General features: G+C 73.8%; 13 protein-coding genes and 1 pseudogene. 5 read left to right on the forward strand and 9 right to left on the reverse strand.

All coding sequences use genetic code 11. The annotated features are described in order from the left end of the window. Positions 1-27: 27 nt before the first annotated feature. The gene (locus tag IG64_RS33095) at positions 28-987 is read left to right on the forward strand and encodes an NAD(P)/FAD-dependent oxidoreductase (protein WP_037863142.1); all 960 of its coding nucleotides are present in this window, start codon (positions 28-30) and stop codon (positions 985-987) included. Between the two features lie 30 nt (positions 988-1,017). Here IG64_RS33095 and IG64_RS33100 read toward each other — a convergent pair whose 3' ends face one another. Continuing rightward, positions 1,018-3,003, reverse strand: a complete 1,986-nt coding sequence (locus tag IG64_RS33100) for a Xaa-Pro dipeptidyl-peptidase (protein ID WP_037863145.1) — start codon at positions 3,001-3,003, stop codon at positions 1,018-1,020. Between the two features lie 258 nt (positions 3,004-3,261). On the opposite strand from IG64_RS33100, the gene IG64_RS33105 reads away from it, so the two are divergent. Beyond that, positions 3,262-4,758: a M1 family metallopeptidase gene (locus IG64_RS33105; protein ID WP_037863147.1), complete on the forward strand. Its 1,497-nt coding sequence runs from the start codon at positions 3,262-3,264 to the stop codon at positions 4,756-4,758. A gap of 153 nt (positions 4,759-4,911) precedes the next feature. Here the strand turns inward: IG64_RS33105 and IG64_RS33110 are convergent, their stop codons facing one another. Continuing rightward, positions 4,912-6,375 (reverse strand): amino acid permease, encoded by a 1,464-nt coding sequence (locus IG64_RS33110; protein WP_037863149.1) that lies wholly within the window; start codon positions 6,373-6,375, stop codon positions 4,912-4,914. 220 nt (positions 6,376-6,595) lie between these two features. On the opposite strand from IG64_RS33110, the pseudogene IG64_RS33115 reads away from it, so the two are divergent. Beyond that, positions 6,596-7,300 (forward strand): annotated as a pseudogene (locus IG64_RS33115) (MerR family transcriptional regulator); the annotation flags it as partial. A gap of 146 nt (positions 7,301-7,446) precedes the next feature. Here IG64_RS33115 and IG64_RS33120 read toward each other — a convergent pair. From IG64_RS33120 to IG64_RS33130, 3 genes are read right to left on the reverse strand one after another with little or no spacing between them, the layout of a single operon-like run. Next, positions 7,447-9,645, reverse strand: coding sequence for a 3-hydroxyacyl-CoA dehydrogenase NAD-binding domain-containing protein (locus IG64_RS33120; RefSeq protein ID WP_037863152.1), 2,199 nt, complete (start codon positions 9,643-9,645; stop codon positions 7,447-7,449). Between the two features lie 34 nt (positions 9,646-9,679). Then, complete coding sequence (locus IG64_RS33125; RefSeq protein ID WP_037863155.1) at positions 9,680-10,894, reverse strand: acetyl-CoA C-acetyltransferase; 1,215 nt, start codon at positions 10,892-10,894, stop codon at positions 9,680-9,682. An 11-nt stretch (positions 10,895-10,905) separates the two neighbouring features. Beyond that, positions 10,906-12,096, reverse strand: coding sequence for a CaiB/BaiF CoA transferase family protein (locus IG64_RS33130; protein ID WP_051813613.1), 1,191 nt, complete (start codon positions 12,094-12,096; stop codon positions 10,906-10,908). A gap of 280 nt (positions 12,097-12,376) precedes the next feature. On the opposite strand from IG64_RS33130, the gene IG64_RS33135 reads away from it, so the two are divergent. Next, positions 12,377-13,558, forward strand: coding sequence for a saccharopine dehydrogenase family protein (locus tag IG64_RS33135; RefSeq protein WP_037863157.1), 1,182 nt, complete (start codon positions 12,377-12,379; stop codon positions 13,556-13,558). A gap of 28 nt (positions 13,559-13,586) precedes the next feature. On the opposite strand, the gene IG64_RS33140 is transcribed toward IG64_RS33135, so the two are convergent. From IG64_RS33140 to IG64_RS33150, 3 genes are all read right to left on the reverse strand, one after another. Then, entirely contained in the window at positions 13,587-14,327 is a 741-nt protein-coding gene (locus IG64_RS33140; RefSeq protein WP_037863159.1) for an endonuclease V, read from the reverse strand. A gap of 274 nt (positions 14,328-14,601) precedes the next feature. Continuing rightward, on the reverse strand, positions 14,602-14,928 hold the full coding sequence (locus IG64_RS33145; protein WP_037863161.1) for a hypothetical protein: 327 nt from the start codon (positions 14,926-14,928) through the stop codon (positions 14,602-14,604). Positions 14,929-14,998: 70 nt separating this feature from the next. Next, positions 14,999-16,063 carry a WD40/YVTN/BNR-like repeat-containing protein gene (locus tag IG64_RS33150; protein ID WP_420710028.1) on the reverse strand — a complete coding sequence of 355 codons (1,065 nt, stop codon included), beginning with the start codon at positions 16,061-16,063 and terminating at the stop codon, positions 14,999-15,001. Positions 16,064-16,704: 641 nt separating this feature from the next. Here IG64_RS33150 and IG64_RS33155 point away from each other — a divergent pair. After that, a complete protein-coding gene (locus IG64_RS33155) occupies positions 16,705-17,121 on the forward strand; it encodes an SsgA family sporulation/cell division regulator (protein WP_037863164.1) in 417 nt (138 codons plus the stop codon). 46 nt (positions 17,122-17,167) lie between these two features. Here the strand turns inward: IG64_RS33155 and IG64_RS33160 are convergent, their stop codons facing one another. Next, positions 17,168-17,890, reverse strand: a complete 723-nt coding sequence (locus IG64_RS33160) for a GOLPH3/VPS74 family protein (protein WP_324609597.1) — start codon at positions 17,888-17,890, stop codon at positions 17,168-17,170. Positions 17,891-17,901: the final 11 nt, after the last annotated feature.

Consider the following 17,901-nt stretch of genomic DNA (forward strand, 5'->3'; position numbering starts at 1 on the left):
CCTGGCACCGTCGGCTACGGTCCCCGTATGGATGCTGGGGTGAACGGTGACGTGGTGGTGGTCGGCGGCGGGGTCATAGGACTGACGACCGCCGTGGTGCTGGCCGAGGGCGGCCGGCGGGTGCGGGTGTGGACGCGGGAGCCCGCCGAGCGGACGACCTCGGCCGTCGCCGGCGGTCTGTGGTGGCCGTACCGGATCGAGCCGGAGCCGCTCGTCGGTGACTGGGCGCTGCGGTCCTTCGCCGTGTACGAGGAACTGGCGGCCCGGCCGCAGGAGACCGGCGTGCGGATGGCCGAGGGGGTGCACGGCGGGACCCGGCTGGAGCAACTCGGGCCGTGGGCCGCGCAGGTGCCTGGACTGCGCCCGGCGCACGCCGGGGAGTACGCGGGGACGGCGCTGTGGGCGCGGCTGCCCGTGGTCGACATGTCGGTTCATCTGCCCTGGCTGCGGGAGCGGCTGCGGGCGGCGGGCGGTGCGGTTCAGGAGCGGACGGTGACGGATCTGGCCGCCGTGGACGCCCCGGTGGTGGTGAACTGCGCGGGGCTGGGCGCCCGTGACCTGGTGCCGGATCCGGAGGTGTATCCGGTGCGCGGTCAGCTCGTCGTCGTGGAGAACCCGGGGATCACGACCTGGCTGACCGCCGTCGACGACGTCTCGGCGTCCTCCACCTACTTCATTCCGCAGCCGGGCGGTCTGCTGCTCGGCGGTACGGCCGAGGAGGACTCCTGGTCGAGGGAGCCGGATCCGCGGGTGGCCGAGCGGATCGTCGCACGGTGCGCGGCGCTGCGGCCGGAGATCGCCGGTGCGCGGGTGCTGGAGCACCGGGTCGGGCTGCGCCCGGCCCGCCGCTCGGGTGTGCGGCTGGAGCGGGCGACGCTCGCGGACGGGCGCGCGCTGGTGCACAACTACGGCCACGGCGGCGCCGGGGTCACCGTGGCCTGGGGCTGTGCGCGCCAGGCGGCCGGGCTCGTCCTCCCGGCCGCCTGACCTGCTCGGCGCCGCTGCTTCAGCGCCGCGTCACTGCCCGGGCAGCGGGTGCGCGGGGCGCTGTGCGCGTACGCCGTCGAGCGGCCGGGACGCCGGGGCGGACGGTGTCACGGCGGTGGCGGAGGGGGTGCTGCCCGCCGTGGCGCCGGCGAACGCCGCCGCGCCGCCGGCCAGCGGGACCCTGGCCGAGGTGTGCGCCAGGTCGAGGGTGAGCGTCGGGGTGGTGGACGGCGGGTCGATGAGGTCCTTGTCGGTGCCCGCGACGATCAGCGCCAGGCGGTGGCCCCGGGGCACGACGTGGTCGGTCGGCGCCAGGTCCAGGGTGAGGGTGTACGCCTTGCCCGGGACGAGCGGGCGGCCCTTGCCGTCGGGGGTGTGGTGGCCGAGGTCGGCCCAGCCGCGGCTGAGGACCGTGAAGCCGACCTGGGTCGTCTTCGCCGCCGTCTCCTTGTAGCAGGCGCTGTCGCCCGCCGTGCTCGCGCCCCAGCAGGTGCGGTCGGCGAGGGTGGTGATGCCCTCGGCGGCGTCGGCGTAGTCCCGGATGGTGTCGGGGCCGAGGTCGACGAGGACGGCGGACAGGTGGGCGCTCGTGGTGGTGGACGTGGCGCGGACGGTGACCTCGGAGGAGCCGGACAGCCGCAGGTCGCGGCGGAGCGGCCCGGTGACGAACCCGGCCTTGTCCGGGGTCGCGGTGTCGATCCGCGCGGCCCAGTCCGTCTCGCTCAGCTTCGGGTCGTCGGTGAACGTCTCGGTGCCGTGCGCCGGGCGCAGGCCGAGGGTGCCGACGCCGGCCCGGGTGCCGGGCGCGGGGCGCAGCGTGGCCGTCGCGGTGCCGCGCGGCGGCCAGACGGCGGAGGTCACCCACTGGTCGGGGCGGCGTTCGATGTCGGCCATGGGCTCGCGGTCGACGCCGTTGCGGTAGCCGAGCAGTTCGTGGTCGAACCAGCGGTGCAGGGTGTCGACCCAGGCGCCGCGGCGGTAGTCGAAGGGGTCGACGTGGCCGGTCTGGGAGAGCCAGATCTTGCGCTGCACGCCGTTCTTCGCGAGGGCGTCCCACCACTGGCCGAAGTTCTTGGTGCGCACGTTGAGGTCCTGCATGCCGTGGACGAGGAAGACGCTCGCCCTGACCTTGGCCGCGTCCTTGACGTAGTCGCGCTCGGTCCACAGGGGCGTCCAGTCGCCGGTGCGCGGGGCGCCGTCGACGAGCTTCTTCTGCACCGCGGCGCAGTGGGCGTGGGCGGCGTCGCTCTCCACCGCGTCGGAGAGCCAGTCGGGGCCCGAGCCGTACAGCGGGGCGCCCTGGGCGAAGTAGTAGTCGTACCAGGAGGAGATGGCGCTGATCGGCACGATGGTCTTCAGGCCCTCGACGCCGGTGGCGGCCACGCCGTTGGCGATGGTGCCGTCCCAGCTCTTGCCGATCATGCCGGTCTTCCCGTCGGTCCAGCCGGCCTTGACCGGGGTGGAGCCGGTGCGGGTGGTGTAGGCGCGGGCCCGGCCGTTCAGCCAGTCGACGACGGCCTTGGCGGACTGGACGTCAAAGCGCCCGCCGACGTCGACGCAGCCGTCGGAGCGGTTGGTGCCGGCGAGGTCGACGCCGACGACGGCGTAGCCGCGGGGCACGAAGTAGTTGTCGTAGAAGAGCGGCATCTGCACGACGCGGCCGTCGGCGTCATACGTCTTCAGCTGGCTCTCGTTGCCGCGCCCGCAGCAGGAGTAGTACGGGCTGGCGTCCATGATGACGGGCACTTTCCGGCCCTGCAGGGCCGCTTCGCGGGGCCGCACGATGTCGGCGGCGACGCGGTCGCTGTGCCCGTCGCCGTCACCGTCGAGACCGGTGTCGACCCAGACGGACTCGCGGACGGCGTTCGTGTAGGAGTAGACGGGGCGGCTCTCGCGCGGGGCCGGGCCGTCGTGCGGCGCGGCGTGCGCCGCCGGGCTGAGGAGTGCGGTCGCCAGGACGGCGACGACCGTCAGGGCGATCGATCTCCAGGTCGTCATGCGCATGCTGTTCGGCATGAGCGGGACGGTACAGGGGGCAACTGCCGGGCAGAAGGGGAAAACTGACGTGTTGCCGGGGCGGAGGGGGCCGCAGGGGCACAAGGGGCACCCCAGGGGTGCGGGAGTGCACGCTCATGCCCGGACGCGCACGCGAGCTGTTCCCCTCGTGACGGCCGAATGGCGATCATGTGACAGCAGTGACCATGGACATGTCTGGGCCGCCAGGGACTCAATAGGCTCCGAACAGACTTCGTTCCCCTAGGACTTGGAGCTGACGTGCACCGCAGAATCATCGTGCCGGGCACTCTGGCGGCGGCCTCCCTGTTGCTGGCGATCCCGGCGTCGGCCGCGAGCGACTCCCCCGGCGCGCCGGGCATCGGCGACCCCTACTACCCCGACTACGGCAACGGCGGCTACGACGTGTCCCACTACGACCTGCGGCTGACGTACCGGCCCGCGACGGACGAGCTGGAGGGCACGGCGACGATCTCGGCGCGCACCACGCAGGACCTGTCCAGCTTCGACCTGGACTTCCTGCTGGACGTCAGCGAGGTGCGGGTCAACGGGACGAAGGCGGCCTTCACCACCGCGCGCCAGCACGAGCTGGTCGTCACGCCGAGGAGCCCGCTGGCGAAGGGCACGCCGGTCACGGTGGTCGTCCGCTACCGCGGGGTGCCGTCCACGAAGAGCGCCTACGGGTTCTCCACCTGGCACCGCACCCCGGACGGCGCGGTCGCGGCGGACGAGCCCGAGGCCGCCTGGTGGTGGTTCCCGAGCAACGACCACCCCAGCGACAAGGCCACCTACGACGTGTCGGTGGCGGTCCCGGACGGCACCCAGGCGATCTCCAACGGCACCCTCCAGTCGGTCTCCTCGAAGCTGGGCTGGACCCGCTACAACTGGCGCCAGAACAAGCCGCAGGCGACCTACCTGTCCACGCTGGCGCTCGGGAAGTTCGACATCACCACCGGTACCTCCGAGGGCGGTGTCCCGGTGATCAACGCCTACAGCAAGGACCTCGGCGACAACGACGGGGCGGCCCGCGCGAGCGTGGAGCGCACCGGGGAGCTGGTCGACTGGCTGAGCGGCTATTTCGGGCCGTATCCGTTCAGCTCGGCGGGCGGGTACGTGCCGAACACGACGACCGGGTACGCGCTGGAGACCCAGTCCCGCGTCTACTACAGCCCGAAGCAGTTCGCGAACGGCTCCAACACCTCCGTCGTGGTGCACGAGCTGGCCCACCAGTGGTACGGGGACAGCGTGTCCCTCAAGGGCTGGAAGGACATCTGGATCAACGAGGGCTTCGCGCGGTACGCGCAGTGGCTGTGGTCCGAGCACGAGGGCGAGGGCACCACGCAGGAGCTGGCGGACTACGTGTACGCCTCGCACCCCGCCGACGACGCCTTCTGGACGGTGAAGCCGGGTGACCCGGGTCCGGACGACCAGTTCGACACGGCGGTCTACGACCGGGGGGCCGTCGCCATCCAGGCGCTGCGCAACGCGATCGGCGACCAGGCGTTCTTCGCCCTGCTGAAGGGGTGGCCCCAGCAGCACGCCTACGGCAACGCCTCCGTGGCCGACTTCCAGAAGTACGCCGAGCAGGTCTCCGGCAAGCCGCTGGCCGCGCTCTTCGACACCTGGCTGTTCCAGCCGGTGAAGCCGGCCGCTCCCGCGGCGCGCGCGGCGTCCTTCGCCGCGGCACCGGCGGCGGTCCCGGCGCAGCCGAGGTCGTGGAAGAAGATCGAGGCGACGAACTCCGTCCACGCCAGGTGAGCACCGGCCGGACCGCTCCGCACCGGGGCGGTCCGGCCCCCGGGGCCGTGACGATCGTGCGTCCGGCCCGGCAGCACCGGCGGCGAGCCGGGCCGGGACGGCCTCGGTCCTCTCGTACCCCGGCCGGGGGCGCCGGGGCCGCCGGGTGAACCGCTACTTCGTGAGGGAGGGGGCCTCGGCGGACTGCTGCGTGACACGGCGGCGGACGCCGAACCAGCCGCCGACCAGGAGCACCGCGATCAGCGGGATCAGGAAGAGGGTCTTGCGGCCCACGTCGGGGTCGTTCCACATCAGGCCGAGGCAGGCCAGCAGGAAGGCGATCGTGGCGATCTCGGTGACCGGGCTGCCGGGCAGGCGGAAGTGCGGCCGGTCGACCAGGCCCGCCTTCGCCCGGCGGACGAAGACCAGGTGGCAGATCATGATGATCACCCAGGTGCTGACGATGCCGAGCGAGGCGACGTTCAGCACGATCTCGAAGGCCTGGCTGGGCACCAGGTAGTTGAGGCCGACGCCGAGCACGCAGACCGCGCAGGTCAGCAGGATGCCGCCGTAGGGCACCTGGCTGCGGCTCATCACGCGGGTGAACTTCGGCGCCGAGCCCGCCATCGCCATGGAGCGCAGGATGCGGCCGGTGGAGTACAGGCCGGAGTTCAGCGAGGACATGGCGGCGGTGAGGACCACCAGGTTCATGACGTCACCGGCCGCGGGGACGCCGATCTTCGACAGGACGGTGACGAAGGGGCTCTCGTCGCCCGAGTAGACCGAGCCGGGCAGCAGCAGGGCGAGCAGGACGACCGAGCCGACGTAGAACAGGGCGACCCGCCACATGATCGAGTTCACCGCGCGCGGGACGACCTTCTCCGGCTCGGCGGTCTCGCCCGCGGCGACGCCGACCAGCTCCAGGGCGGCGTACGCGAAGATCACGCCCTGCATGACGAGGACCACCGGCATCGCGCCGTGCGGGAGCAGTCCGCCGTGGTCGCTGATCACACTCAGGCCCGGAGTCGCGCCGTCCACCTTGTGCTGGGTGGCCAGCAGGAAGATGCCGATCAGCATGAACGCGACCAGCGTGGCCACCTTGACGATCGCGAACCAGAACTCCATCTCACCGAAGATCTTCACCGAGATCAGGTTCACGGTGAGGACGACGGCGAGGGCGATCAGCGCCAGCACCCACTGCGGGACGGGCGTGAAGAAGCTCCAGTAGTGCGTGTACAGCGCGATGGCGGTGATGTCGGCGATGCCGGTCGTCGACCAGTTCAGGAAGTACATCCAGCCGGCGACGTAGGCGCCCTTCTCGCCGAGGAACTCGCGGGCGTACGACACGAAGGACCCGGACGAGGGGCGGTACAGGACCAGCTCGCCCAGGGCCCGCACGACGAAGAACGCGAAGACGCCGCAGACCAGGTAGGCCAGCGCCAGCGCCGGTCCCGCCGAGTGCAGCCGGCCGCCGGCGCCCAGGAAGAGGCCGGTGCCGATCGCGCCGCCGATGGCGATCATGTTGACGTGGCGGTGCTTGAGGTCCTTGCTGTAACCGGCGTCGCCCGCGTCGGCGGGGGTGGCGGTCGCCCGGGGACGGTCGGCGACCTGTTCCGTGTGCACGGAGTCCTTGCTCACGCGGTGGTATCCACTCTCTGGGGGCCGAGCGGGGTGCGCCCGGGTGTCCGTACGATTCCGGCGTGCACCACTGGGTACGCGGTACAGACCAGGAGAGCAGCTTCCCAGAGGGATCAGCTCCCATGCGATGGCGTACGTCACAGAGGGGGACTTCTCACACTTTCCACGCAGATCGGTCACCCGCTTTCACACCACTGGTGAGACAGCGATACTGCTGCACATGACGACGACCGACACCGGCGAGCCGGTCCTCACCATCGACGAGCTGGCCGCGCGGGCCGGAGTCACGGTGCGCACGGTGCGGTTCTACGCCGGCCGGGGCCTGCTGCCGCCGCCCGCGATCGGCCCGCGCCGGGTGGGCCACTACGGCCGCGACCACCTCGCGCGGCTGGCGCTGATCGAGGAGATGCAGCACCAGGGCATGACGCTCGCGGCGATCGAACGCCATCTGCGCCGGCTCCCGCCCGGCCTCAGCCCGCACGACCTGGCCGTGCACCGCGCGGTGGTCGCCTCCTGGGCACCGGAGAGCATGGAGATGCTCTCACGGCCGGAACTGGAGCGGCGCGCCGGCCGGCCGCTCACCGACGAGGACGTGGAGCGGCTGGCGGCGATGAGCGTGCTGGCGCGGGAGGACGACTCCTTCCGCGTCGACGCCGGGCTGCTGCGGCTGGGGGTGGAGCTGCTGGACGTACCGCTGTCCGAGGAGACCGTGCTCGCGGCCCGTACGGCGCTGATCGACCACGCGCGGGCGGCGGCGCGCGAACTGTCGGGGCTGCTGCGCGACGCGGTGGCCGAACGCGGCACGCAGGACGTGAAGTCCCTGTCCGCCCATATGCACCCCCTGGTGGTGCAGGCGCTGCTGACCACCTTCCAGCGGTCGCTGAAGGAGGAGCTGCGGGAGTGGGTCGGCTCCCCCGAGGGGGACGCCGGGCCCGGGCCCCGGGCCGGGGAGCACCGGGCGGAGCCCCCGGCGGACGAGGCGCGGCAGGCCCGGGCCGGGGAAGCCGGGGCGGAGGGGGACCGGGTGGAGGAGGACCCGGCGGAGGGCGCGCCCTCCGCCTGAGCCGCGGCTCAGCGCTGGTCGGTGAAGGTCTCCCCCTTCTCCGCCTTGGCGACCAGCAGGGCGGGCGGGGTGAACCGCTCGCCGTAGCGCTCGGCCAGTTCGCGCGCGCGGGCGACGAAGGCGGGCAGACCGGTCGCTCCCCCGGTGCCGCCGTCGTAGCCGTTGATGTACTGCAGGACACCGCCGGTCCAGCCGGGGAAGCCGATGCCGAAGACCGAGCCGATGTTGGCGTCGGCGACCGAGGTCAGGACGCCCTCCTCCAGCAGCTTGACCGTGTCGAGCGCCTCCGAGAAGAGCATGCGCTCCTGCATGTCCTTGAACGGGATCTGGTGGCCCGGCTTCGTGAAGTGCTCGCGCAGGCCCGGCCACAGGCCCGCCCGCTTGCCGTCCTCGCCGTACTCGTAGAAGCCGGCGCCGCCGCTGCGGCCGGTACGGCCGAACTCGTCCACCATGCGGTCGATGACCGCCTCGGCGGGGTGGGCGGGCCAGGTGCCGCCGGCCTCCTCCACGGCCCGCTTCGACTCGTTGCGGATCTTGCGGGGCAGGGTGAGGGTCAGCTCGTCCATCAGGGAGAGCACCTTGGCCGGATAGCCGGCCTGGGCCGCCGCCTGCTCGACGGAGGCGGGCTCGATGCCCTCGCCCACCATGGCCACGCCCTCGTTGATGAAGTGGCCGATCACCCGGGAGGTGAAGAAGCCGCGCGAGTCGTTGACGACGATCGGCGTCTTGTTGATCTGCCGGACCAGGTCGAAGGCGCGGGCCAGGGCCTCCTCGCCGGTGCGCTCGCCCTTGATGATCTCCACCAGGGGCATCTTGTCGACGGGCGAGAAGAAGTGCAGCCCGATGAAGTCGCCCTGCCGCTGCACGCCCTCGGCGAGCGCGGTGATGGGCAGTGTGGAGGTGTTGGAGCACAGCAGCGCGTCCGGGGCGACGACGTGCTCGATCTCCTGGAACACCTTGTGCTTGAGCGCCGTGTCCTCGAAGACCGCCTCGATCACCGCGTCGCAGCCCGCGAGGTCGGCGGCGTCGGCGGTGGGCGTGATGCGGGCGAGCAGCGCGTCCGCCTTCTCCTGGCTGGTCCGGCCCCGGGAGACGGCCTTGGCGCACAGCTTCTCGGAATAGCCCCTGCCCTTGACGGCGGCCTCCAGGGAGACGTCCTTGAGGACGACCTCGATGCCGGCGCGGGCGCACGCGTAGGCGATGCCCGCGCCCATCATCCCGGCACCGAGCACGGCCACCTTGCGGACCTTGCGGGGCTCGACGCCCCGGGGGCGGTTGGCGCCGGAGTTGACCGCCTGGAGGTCGAAGAAGAACGCCTGGATCATGTTCTTCGAGGTCTGCCCGGCGGCCAGCTCGACGAAGTAGCGGGCCTCGATGACCTGGGCGGTCTCGAAGTCGACCTGGGCTCCCTCGACGGCGGCGGCCATGATGTTGCGCGGCGCGGGGTAGGGCGCGCCGCCCGTCTGCTTGCGCAGGTTGGCCGGGAAGGCGGGCAGGTTGGCGGCGAACTTCGGGTGGGACGGGGTGCCGCCGGGGATGCGGTAGCCGGGCCGGTCCCAGGGCTGGGCGGACTCGGGGTGGGCGTCGATGAAGGCGCGGGCCTTGGCGAGCATGTCCTCGCGGGTGTCGGCGACCTCGTCGACCAGGCCGTTCTCCAGGGCACGGCGCGGGTTGTACTGGGTGCCCTGGAGGAGCACCTTCAGCAGGGCGTCGGTGATGCCGAGCATCCGGACGGTGCGGACGACTCCGCCGCCGCCGGGCAGCAGGCCGAGGGTGACCTCGGGACAGCCGATCTTGGAGCCGGGGGCGTCGAGGGCGACGCGGTGGTGGCAGGCGAGGGCGATCTCGTAGCCGCCGCCGAGGGCCGCGCCGTTCATGGCGGCGACGACGGGCTTGCCGAGGGTCTCGATGCGGCGCAGGTCGCGCTTGATCGCCATGCCGCCGTCGAAGAGGTCCTCGGCGGTCTCGGGGGTGACGCGGATCAGGTCGCGCAGGTCGCCCCCGGCGAAGAACGTCTTCTTGGCGGAGGTGACGATGACGCCGCGGACGGTGTCCTTCTCGGCCTCCAGACGGTCCGCGACCGCGGCGAGCGAGGTGCGGAACGCCTGGTTCATGGTGTTCGCGGACTGGTCCGGGTCGTCGAGGACGAGGGTGACGACACCGGTGTCGTCCTGTTCCCAGCGGATGGTGGTGGACTCGGTGGTCATGAGGAGGGGCTCCAGGTGATCCGTCGGGAGGGGGTCAGATGCGCTCGACGATGGTGGCGATGCCCATGCCGCCGCCCACGCACAGGGTGGCGAGGCCGTACCGCTTGTCCTGGCGCTCCAGTTCGTCGACGAGGGTGCCGAGGATCATCGCGCCGGTGGCGCCGAGGGGGTGGCCCAGCGCGATGGCGCCGCCGTTGACGTTGACCTTGTCCAGGGTCAGGCCCATGTCCTTCACGAAGCGCAGCACGACCGCCGCGAAGGCCTCGTTGATCTCGACGAGGTCGATGTCGTCGATGCTCAGACCGGCCTTGGCGAGCGCCTTGCGGGTGGCCGGCGCGGGCCCGGTGAGCATGATGGTGGGCTCCGAGCCGGAGACGGCGGCGGAGACGATCCGCGCCCGCGGGGTGAGGCCGTAGCGCTCGCCGACCTCCTTGGAGCCGATGGCGACCAGGGAGGCGCCGTCGACGATGCCGGAGGAGTTGCCCGCGTGGTGGACGTGGTCGATCTTCTCCACCCAGTGGTACTTCTGGAGCGCCACCGCGTCGAAGCCGCCGAGTTCCCCGATGTCGGCGAAGGACGGCTTGAGCTTCGCCAGCGAGTCGGCGGTGGTGCCGGGGCGCGGGTGCTCGTCGTGGTCGAGGACGGTCAGGCCGCTGCGGTCCTTCACCGGCACGACGGAGCGCTCGAAGCGGCCCTCCTTCCAGGCGGTGGCCGCGCGCTCCTGGGACAGGGCCGCGTACTCGTCCACGTCGCGGCGGGAGAAGCCCTCGATGGTGGCGATGAGGTCGGCGCCGATGCCCTGGGGCACGAAGTTGGTGGCCAGGTTGGTCATCGGGTCGTTGAACCAGGCGCCGCCGTCCGAGGCCATCGGCACCCGGGACATCGACTCGACGCCGCCCGCCAGGACCAGGTCCTCCCAGCCGGAGCGCACCTTGGCGGCGGCCAGGTTGACGGCTTCCAGGCCCGAGGCGCAGAAGCGGTTCTCCTGTACGCCGGCGACGGTGTCCGGCAGTCCCGCGGCGATGGCGGCGATGCGGGCGATGTCGGAGCCCTGGTCGCCGACGGGGCCGACGACGCCGAGCACGACGTCGTCCACGGCGGCCGGGTCGAGGTCCGGGAAGCGGCGGCGGATCTCGTGGATGAGGCCGACGACCAGGTCGACGGGCTTCGTGCCGTGCAGGGCGCCGTTCGCCTTGCCCCGGCCGCGGGGGGTGCGGATCGCGTCGTACACGTACGCTTCGGTGGTCACTGGCAGACCTTTCACTGAAGGGTGTCCCGGGGGACTGTCGGGGGCCGGGTCGCCGGCGGGGTCGTCTCGGGCGGGGCGGACAGGGCGGGTATGCCCCAGTCGCGGGCCACCGCGTCGGTGCCGGCGCCGGGGCGGGCGGGGGCGGTGCGCACGGTGGTGGGGGTCGCGGAGAAGCGGGGCGCGGGCGCCGGCTGGGTGATGCCGCCGTGGTCGGTGAAGGTGCCGCGGGCGGCGAGGTGCGGGTGGTGCGGGGCCTCGCGCAGCGACAGCACGGGCGCCACGCAGGCGTCGGAGTCCTCGAACACGGCCGTCCACTCGTCGCGGGTGCGGGTGCGGAATCGGGCGGCGATCACCTCGCGCAGCTCGCCCCAGCGGGCCGTGTCGTCGCGCGCCGGCACCTGGCCGGGGACGCCGAGGAGCTTCATGAACTCGGCGTAGAAGCGCGGCTCCAGGGCGCCGACGGCCATGTGGCGTCCGTCGGCGGTCTCGTAGGCGCCGTAGAAGGGACAGCCGCCGTCCAGGAGGTTGGCGGCGCGCCGGTCCTGCCAGGCGCCGGCGGCGAGCATGCCGTGGATCATCGTGGAGAGGTGGGCGGTGCCGTCGACGATGGCGGCGTCGACGACCTGTCCGGTGCCGGTCGCACGCGCGTGGTGGAGGGCGGCGAGGACGCCGACGACGAGGTAGAGGGAGCCGCCGGCGTAGTCGCCGAGGAGGTTGGCGGGGACGGCGGGGGGCCGGTCCGCGTCCCCGATCATGCCGAGCGCGCCGGTGACGGCGATGTAGGCGATGTCGTGTCCCGCGCGCGGGGCGAGCGGGCCGTCCTGGCCCCAGCCGGTCATCCGGCCGTAGACGAGGCGGGGGTTGCGGGCGTGGCAGGCGTCGGGGCCGACGCCGAGGCGTTCGGCCACGCCGGGACGGTAGCCCTCGACGAGGATGTCGGCGCGGGCGGCCAGGTCGAGGACGCGGGCGGGGCCGTCCGGGGACTTCAGGTCGACGACCACCGAACGCTTGTTGCGGTGGGTCGGGTCGGCGGCCGGGTCGATCCCGAGGCCGGCGCCGCCGGGGCGGTCGACCCGGACCACGTCGGCCCCCAGGTCGGCCAGGAGCATGGCGGCGAAGGGGCCGGGGCCGATACCGGCCAGCTCGACCACGCGGACGCCGCTCAGCGGACCGTCGCGCCCGGGCGCCTGTGCCGTTGCCATCCCAGCCCCCTTGCTGTGACACAACCGATGTGACACCGATGATGCTAAGAACGCGCCGCACCGGGCACAAGCCCTGAACGAGCAAGCGCTTAGCCGAGGGTCCGGCCGGTGCGTGCCGGCCGCCGCCGCGGCGGATGCCGGCCCGCCGCCACCCGCACCGCCGGTCGCCACTCCTTCACGCTAGCCTCGGCCACCGACAGTGGCACGGGATCGCGGTCCGGCGGGGCGAGGGAGGCCGCGGGCGGGCGGCGAGGGGTGTCATGAGATGACTAGGGGTGTCATGAGCAGGGCGAAGAAGACGGAACGTCCGTACGACATCGTGCTCTTCGGAGCGACCGGTTTCGTGGGGGCCCTCACCGCCCGGTACCTGGCCGCGCACGCCCCCGAGGGGCTGCGCTGGGCCGTCGCGGGCCGCAGTGAGCGCCGGCTGGAGGAGCTGCGGGAGCGGCTGCCCGGCGGCGCGGGCGCCGGGGTGCTGCGGGCGGACGCGGCCGACCCGGCGTCGTTGCGTGAACTGGCCCGGCGCACGCGCGTGCTGGCCACGACCGTGGGGCCCTATGTGACCCACGGCGAGGACCTGGTCGCCGCCTGCGCGGACAGCGGCACCGACTACCTGGACCTCACCGGTGAGCCCGAGTTCGTCGACCTGGTGTACGTCCGTCACGACACGCGCGCGCGGGAGACCGGCGCACGCCTGGTGCACGCCTGCGGATTCGACTCGGTACCGCACGACCTGGGCGTGTACCTCACCGTGCGGGAGCTGCCCGAGGGCGTGCCGCTGACGGTGGACGGGTTCGTCCGGGTGGACGCGGCCTTCTCCGGCGGGACGCTGGCCTCGGCGCTCAACCAGTTCGCCCGTCCCCTGCGGATGCGGGCGGCCGCCCGTGACCGCGCGCGACACGAGCCGCGGCTGCCGGGGCGGCGGGTGTCCGCGCCGGTGGGCGCGCCCCGGTTCGCTGCGGAGGCCGGCGCCTGGGCGCTGCCGCTGCCGACCCTCGACCCGCAGATCGTCGCGCGCTCGGCTCGGGCGCTGGAACGGTACGGTCCCGACTTCCGCTACCGCCACTACGCGGCCGTCCGGCACCTGCCCGTCGCCCTCGGCGGGGTCGCCGCCGTCGGCACGCTCGCTGGGGTCGCCCAACTGCCACCGGCCCGGCGCTGGTTGTCCGGCCGGCTGAGCCCGGGGCAGGGCCCGAGCCCCGAGCGGCGGGCCAGGAGCTGGTTCTCGGCGCGCTTCGTGGGCGAGGGCGGCGGCCGGCGGGTGCGCACCGAGGTGGCGGGCGGGGACCCCGGGTACGACGAGACGGCGAAGATGTTCGCGGAATCGGCCCTGTGCCTCGCCCTGGACGAGCTGCCGGCGACGGCGGGCCAGGTGACGACGGCCGTCGCCATGGGCGACGCGCTGGTGCGGCGGCTGCGCGACGCGGGGATCACGTTCCGCACGAGCGTGGCGAGGCGGTAGGGCCCGGTGCGGCGGTGCCCGCGCGGGCTCAGGCCTTTCGCGTCGGGTCCGTGGTCCTCCTCAGCGTCGGGTCCGTGGCTTCCCTCAGTGCGCGGCGGCACAAGGCGTCGGCCCTGCGGGTCGTCTCCGGCAGCCGGTAGGAGGGGGTGAGGGCGAGGGTGTGCGCGCAGGCGTTGTCCAGGGTGACCCGGTGGCCCACGGAGACGAAGACGGGTTTGACGCCGTCGCGTGTGCGCAGCGCGCGGCCGACCTCCTCCCGGCCGTCGGCCAGGAGCGGCGCGACGCTGCCGCGCGGGGCGGCCGGGTCGTCGTGGGTGAAGGTGAACGGGTTCTTCGCGACCCCGACGGCCGGCAGCCCGGTCAGTACGCCGAGGTGACTGGCGAGGCCGAAGCGGCGGGGGTGGGCGAGGCCGTAGCCGTCGCAGACCACCAGTCCGGGCTCCCGGTCCAGGGCGGCGAGGGCGGCCAGCACCGCGGGGATCTCCCGGAAGGCCAGCAGACCGGGCACGTACGGGAAGGAGATCCGGCCCACCGCGGTCGCCTCGGCCACCACCCGGAGGGTGGCCGCGTCCAGGACGACGGCCGCCGCGGCCACCACGTCCCGCTCGTCGTCGTAGGCCACGTCGACGCCCGTGACGTGGCCGGTCCCCGGCTCCGGGCCGGGCTCGTCCAGCACCACCCGGGCCCGCAGCTCGTCCTGCACGGCCAGGGCCTGCGCCTCGGTCGCGGGCCAGCCTTCGGGGATGCCCACGGTCGTCGTGATCGTCATGACGGACGAGCGTACGACGCGTGCGGGGGCACGGGGACGCGGGGATCCGCCCGGCCGGGCGCACCCGCGGGCGAGGGACGGGCCCGTGCGCGGGCGGCGGGCCGTCGGGCCGGGGTCCGCGGTCCGGCGACGGGGCGGGGCGGGCTCACGGCCCGGCGGGGCGGGCGCGGCAGGCTCACGGTCCGGCGGCCGGGCGGGGCGGGCTCGCGGTCCGTACGTCCGTACGTCCGTACGGTGTGTACCGGCGCGGGCCCGCCTCGCTCGCGGGCTCGGCTCAGTGCTTGCCCAGGGCCTGCTGGAGCTGCTGCTTGTTCATGTCCGAGCGGCCGTGGATGTTGCGCCGCTTGGCCTCCTCGTACAACTGGTCGTAGGTGGGCCCCTCGGAGCCCCGGCCCGAGCGCTGGCCGCCGCGCTTCGCGGAGGACATGTCCTGCGTGGAGGTGCGGCTCGCGGTCTTGGACTCGCCGGAGCGCGCGCGCTCCTTGTTCACCGTGCGCGCGGCGATCTCCTTGGCGCGGCCGGTGCTCTCCCCCCGGTCCTGCGCGCTCTCCTTGATGTGCTCGTACTGGCGCTCCCGCTTGGAGCTGGAACCGCGTGGCATACCGTTCACTTCCTCTCTGTCAAGGAACGGATACCCGCATCCTGGAACAGTTCGTCATATCAGGCGATATTCAATCCCCCAGTCGAGCGATACGGCCCTTCTCACCGGATGCCCAGCAGCCGCCGTCCCAGGCGCAGTCCACGGTGTCGTACGAACCGGTGTCGACCGTGCGCCAGTTCCGGCCGCCGTCGGTGGTGAGGTCCGTTCCGGTCGGGCCGACGGCGAGGGCGCTCGCGCGTGTGTGCGGGATCCAGACGGCGCCGGAGCGATAGGCCGGCGGCGGCGTGGCCGAGGGCCGCCAGGTACGGCCGCCGTCGGCGGTGGTGGCGGAGGCGTCCGGCGACGCCTGATCGGGACGGTAGTCGCCACCGACCGCGAGTCCGTGCGTCCGGTCCCGGAAGGCGAGCGCGAAGACGCCCTTGGCGGGGTCGCCCGCCGGGAGCGGCGCGTCGGCGGCCCGCCAGGTCAGCCCGCGGTCCGCGGAGTGCAGCACGCGCGCGCGTGCGCCTCCCCCGGTGGCCAGCCAGACGTCCCGCGGCCCGGCGGTGACCAGGCACTGGCCGCTCGCGGCGAATCCCGCCTCGCCGGGCTGCGCGGCCGGCATGCCCCGGTCGGGCAGGACCTTCCAGGAGCGCCCGCCGTCGCTGGTGGACAGGGCGCGGAACTTGCCGTTCACCGGGTCGCTCACGGCCAGGCCGTGCCGGTGGTCGAAGAAGGCCAGGCAGTCGTAGAAGGCACCGGCGTCGGTGTTGCGGAAGGACTCCGTCCAGGTGGCTCCGCCGTCGTCGGTGCGGAAGACGCGTGAGGCCTCGCCCTCGCCGACGGCCAGGACCACGGCCCGTCGCGCGTCGAACGCCTCGACGTCGCGGAACTCCAGGTCCGCCGCGCCGGCCGGCGAGACGTTCCGCCAGGAGGCGCCGGCGTCGGTGGTCCGCAGCACGGTGCCGCCGGTGCCGGCCACCCAGGCGGTGCGGCGGCTCACGGCGGACAGGCCGCGGAAGCGGACGTCGGGGGTGCCGCCGTCCTCGAGCCGCCACTGCGGGGCGTGGGGGCGGTGCGCGTGGGGGCCGCCGTGCACCGGCCCGGCCGCCTGCGCGGGCACCGCCGCCAGCACGGCGAGCACCACCGCCCCCACGAGCCCGGCCGGCCGGCGGCCGGCACGCAGGGCCGGGGCGGCAAGGCGGGACGCGGGCTCCGCGTGCGCCGCGGGCCGTGTTCCGGTCGCGGGGCCCGCGCCGACCGCTCCACCGGTTCCGCTCGTCCGGGGCGCCCGGTCCGTCCCGTCCGTCCGGATCCCCGGGCCCACCGAGCCCGTCCCGGTCGTCCGGCCCGTCCGGATCGTCGGACCCGTCCGGCCCGTCCGTCGCTTCGTTCCCCAGCGCCTCAGCTTCATGGCGGGCGAAGCTAGCCCACTCCCCCGGCGGCGTCCAGACGGCCCACGGGCCCCAACTTCCCCCGCCCGCACGGAAAGAGGGCCGCGCGCGGGTACGGGGGTCCGCCGCGCGTCCTCCGGGCGGCCGCGGAACGGACGCCCGGAAGGGACGCCCGGAACGGCCCACGGCCCGTCCGCCTCCGGCCCCGGCGATCCGCCGGCGGCCCGGGGCCGCTGCCCGCCGGAGACACTCGTCACTTCCGTGCATGAACGCAGTGACCGAGGTCACTCGCTTCCCATGTGCACTGAACGGCTGATTCAGTCGTCTCTTCCAGTGCCCGGTGTCCCGGCTTCATCCACCCGGACGTGTCCCCAGCCGTCAGACGTCACAAGGGAGCAAGGCGTTGTCCACCGTCATCGAGCAGACCGTCGAGGCGCGCCTGGTCGCCGCCGCGCCGCGGATGCCCAGCATTCCCGCAACGTTGCACTACGACCTGAGCGACCCGTTCGCGGTCCGCATGTCCTTCCCCGCCCCCGCCACCCTGGAGGGCGTGGAGGTCTGCTGGACGTTCGCCCGCGACCTGCTGGCGGCCGGGATGCAGGCGCCGGAGGGACACGGGGACGTCCGGGTGCGGCCGTACGGCTACGACCGCACCGTCCTGGAGTTCCACGCCCCGGAGGGCACCGCGGTGGTGCACGTCCGCAGCGGCGAGATCCGGCGGTTCCTCCAGGCCAGCAGCGAACTGGTGCCCGTCGGCTCCGAACACCGCCGGCTCGACCTCGACCACGACCTGGCCGTGCTCATGGGGGACGCCTGCTAGGCCCTGTGGATGTCCGAGAGGGCCCTGGGTCTGCCCTGGGCCTGCTCTAGGTCAGGTCGCCCCGGTCGGCCGGCTCCGGGCACGGAGACGTCCGCCGCAGCGCGGTCCGGATCTCTCGGACGACCGTGCGCAGGGCGGGGTCCGCCGCCGCGCTGCGCTCGGTCAGTTCCTCCAGCCGTTCGTCCAGTTCCCCGGCGGCCCGCCGGTGGTGACCGTGACCGCCGTCCCCGCCGCCGGACAGGACGGTGCGCAGCCCGGCGGCCGACGCGAGGACGACGACGGCCGCGTCCCGCGCGGAGACCTCCGCGGCGGGTCGCGCGCCGTCGAGCGCCTGCCGCGCCCCGGCCCGCAGCGCATCCGCGACGTCGGCGCGTTCGAGGGTGTGCCCGGTGACCGGCAGCACACCGAGCCGGCGCCGTCTCCGTGCGCGCAGGCACCCCTCGGCGGCCAGCTGGTCCCGTACGGCCGTCAGGGTGTACCCGGCCCGCAGGCTCACCCAGGTCCCCCAGGGGCGGGGCCGTGACTCACGGACGAGTTCGAGCAGGCCGTCCAGCACCGCGTCCCCGGTGGCGGCGTCGAGGTCGACGGGGGTCGCGATGCCGTCGTCGTCGACGAGCAGTCCGCGCTGGGCCAGCTCGGTGAGGGCGCCCGCCCTGACCAGGTGCTGCGGGCGGGCGGTCCCTTCCGCTGCGGGGTCGGGGTCCCAGGCCAGCAGACAGAGCCGGGCGGGCAGCGAGAACCGGTCGGGTGCGGACGGATCACTTGTCACGGGCGAGCCGT

The organism is Streptomyces sp. NRRL S-340 (assembly GCF_000720185.1).
Lineage (GTDB): Bacteria > Actinomycetota > Actinomycetes > Streptomycetales > Streptomycetaceae > Streptomyces.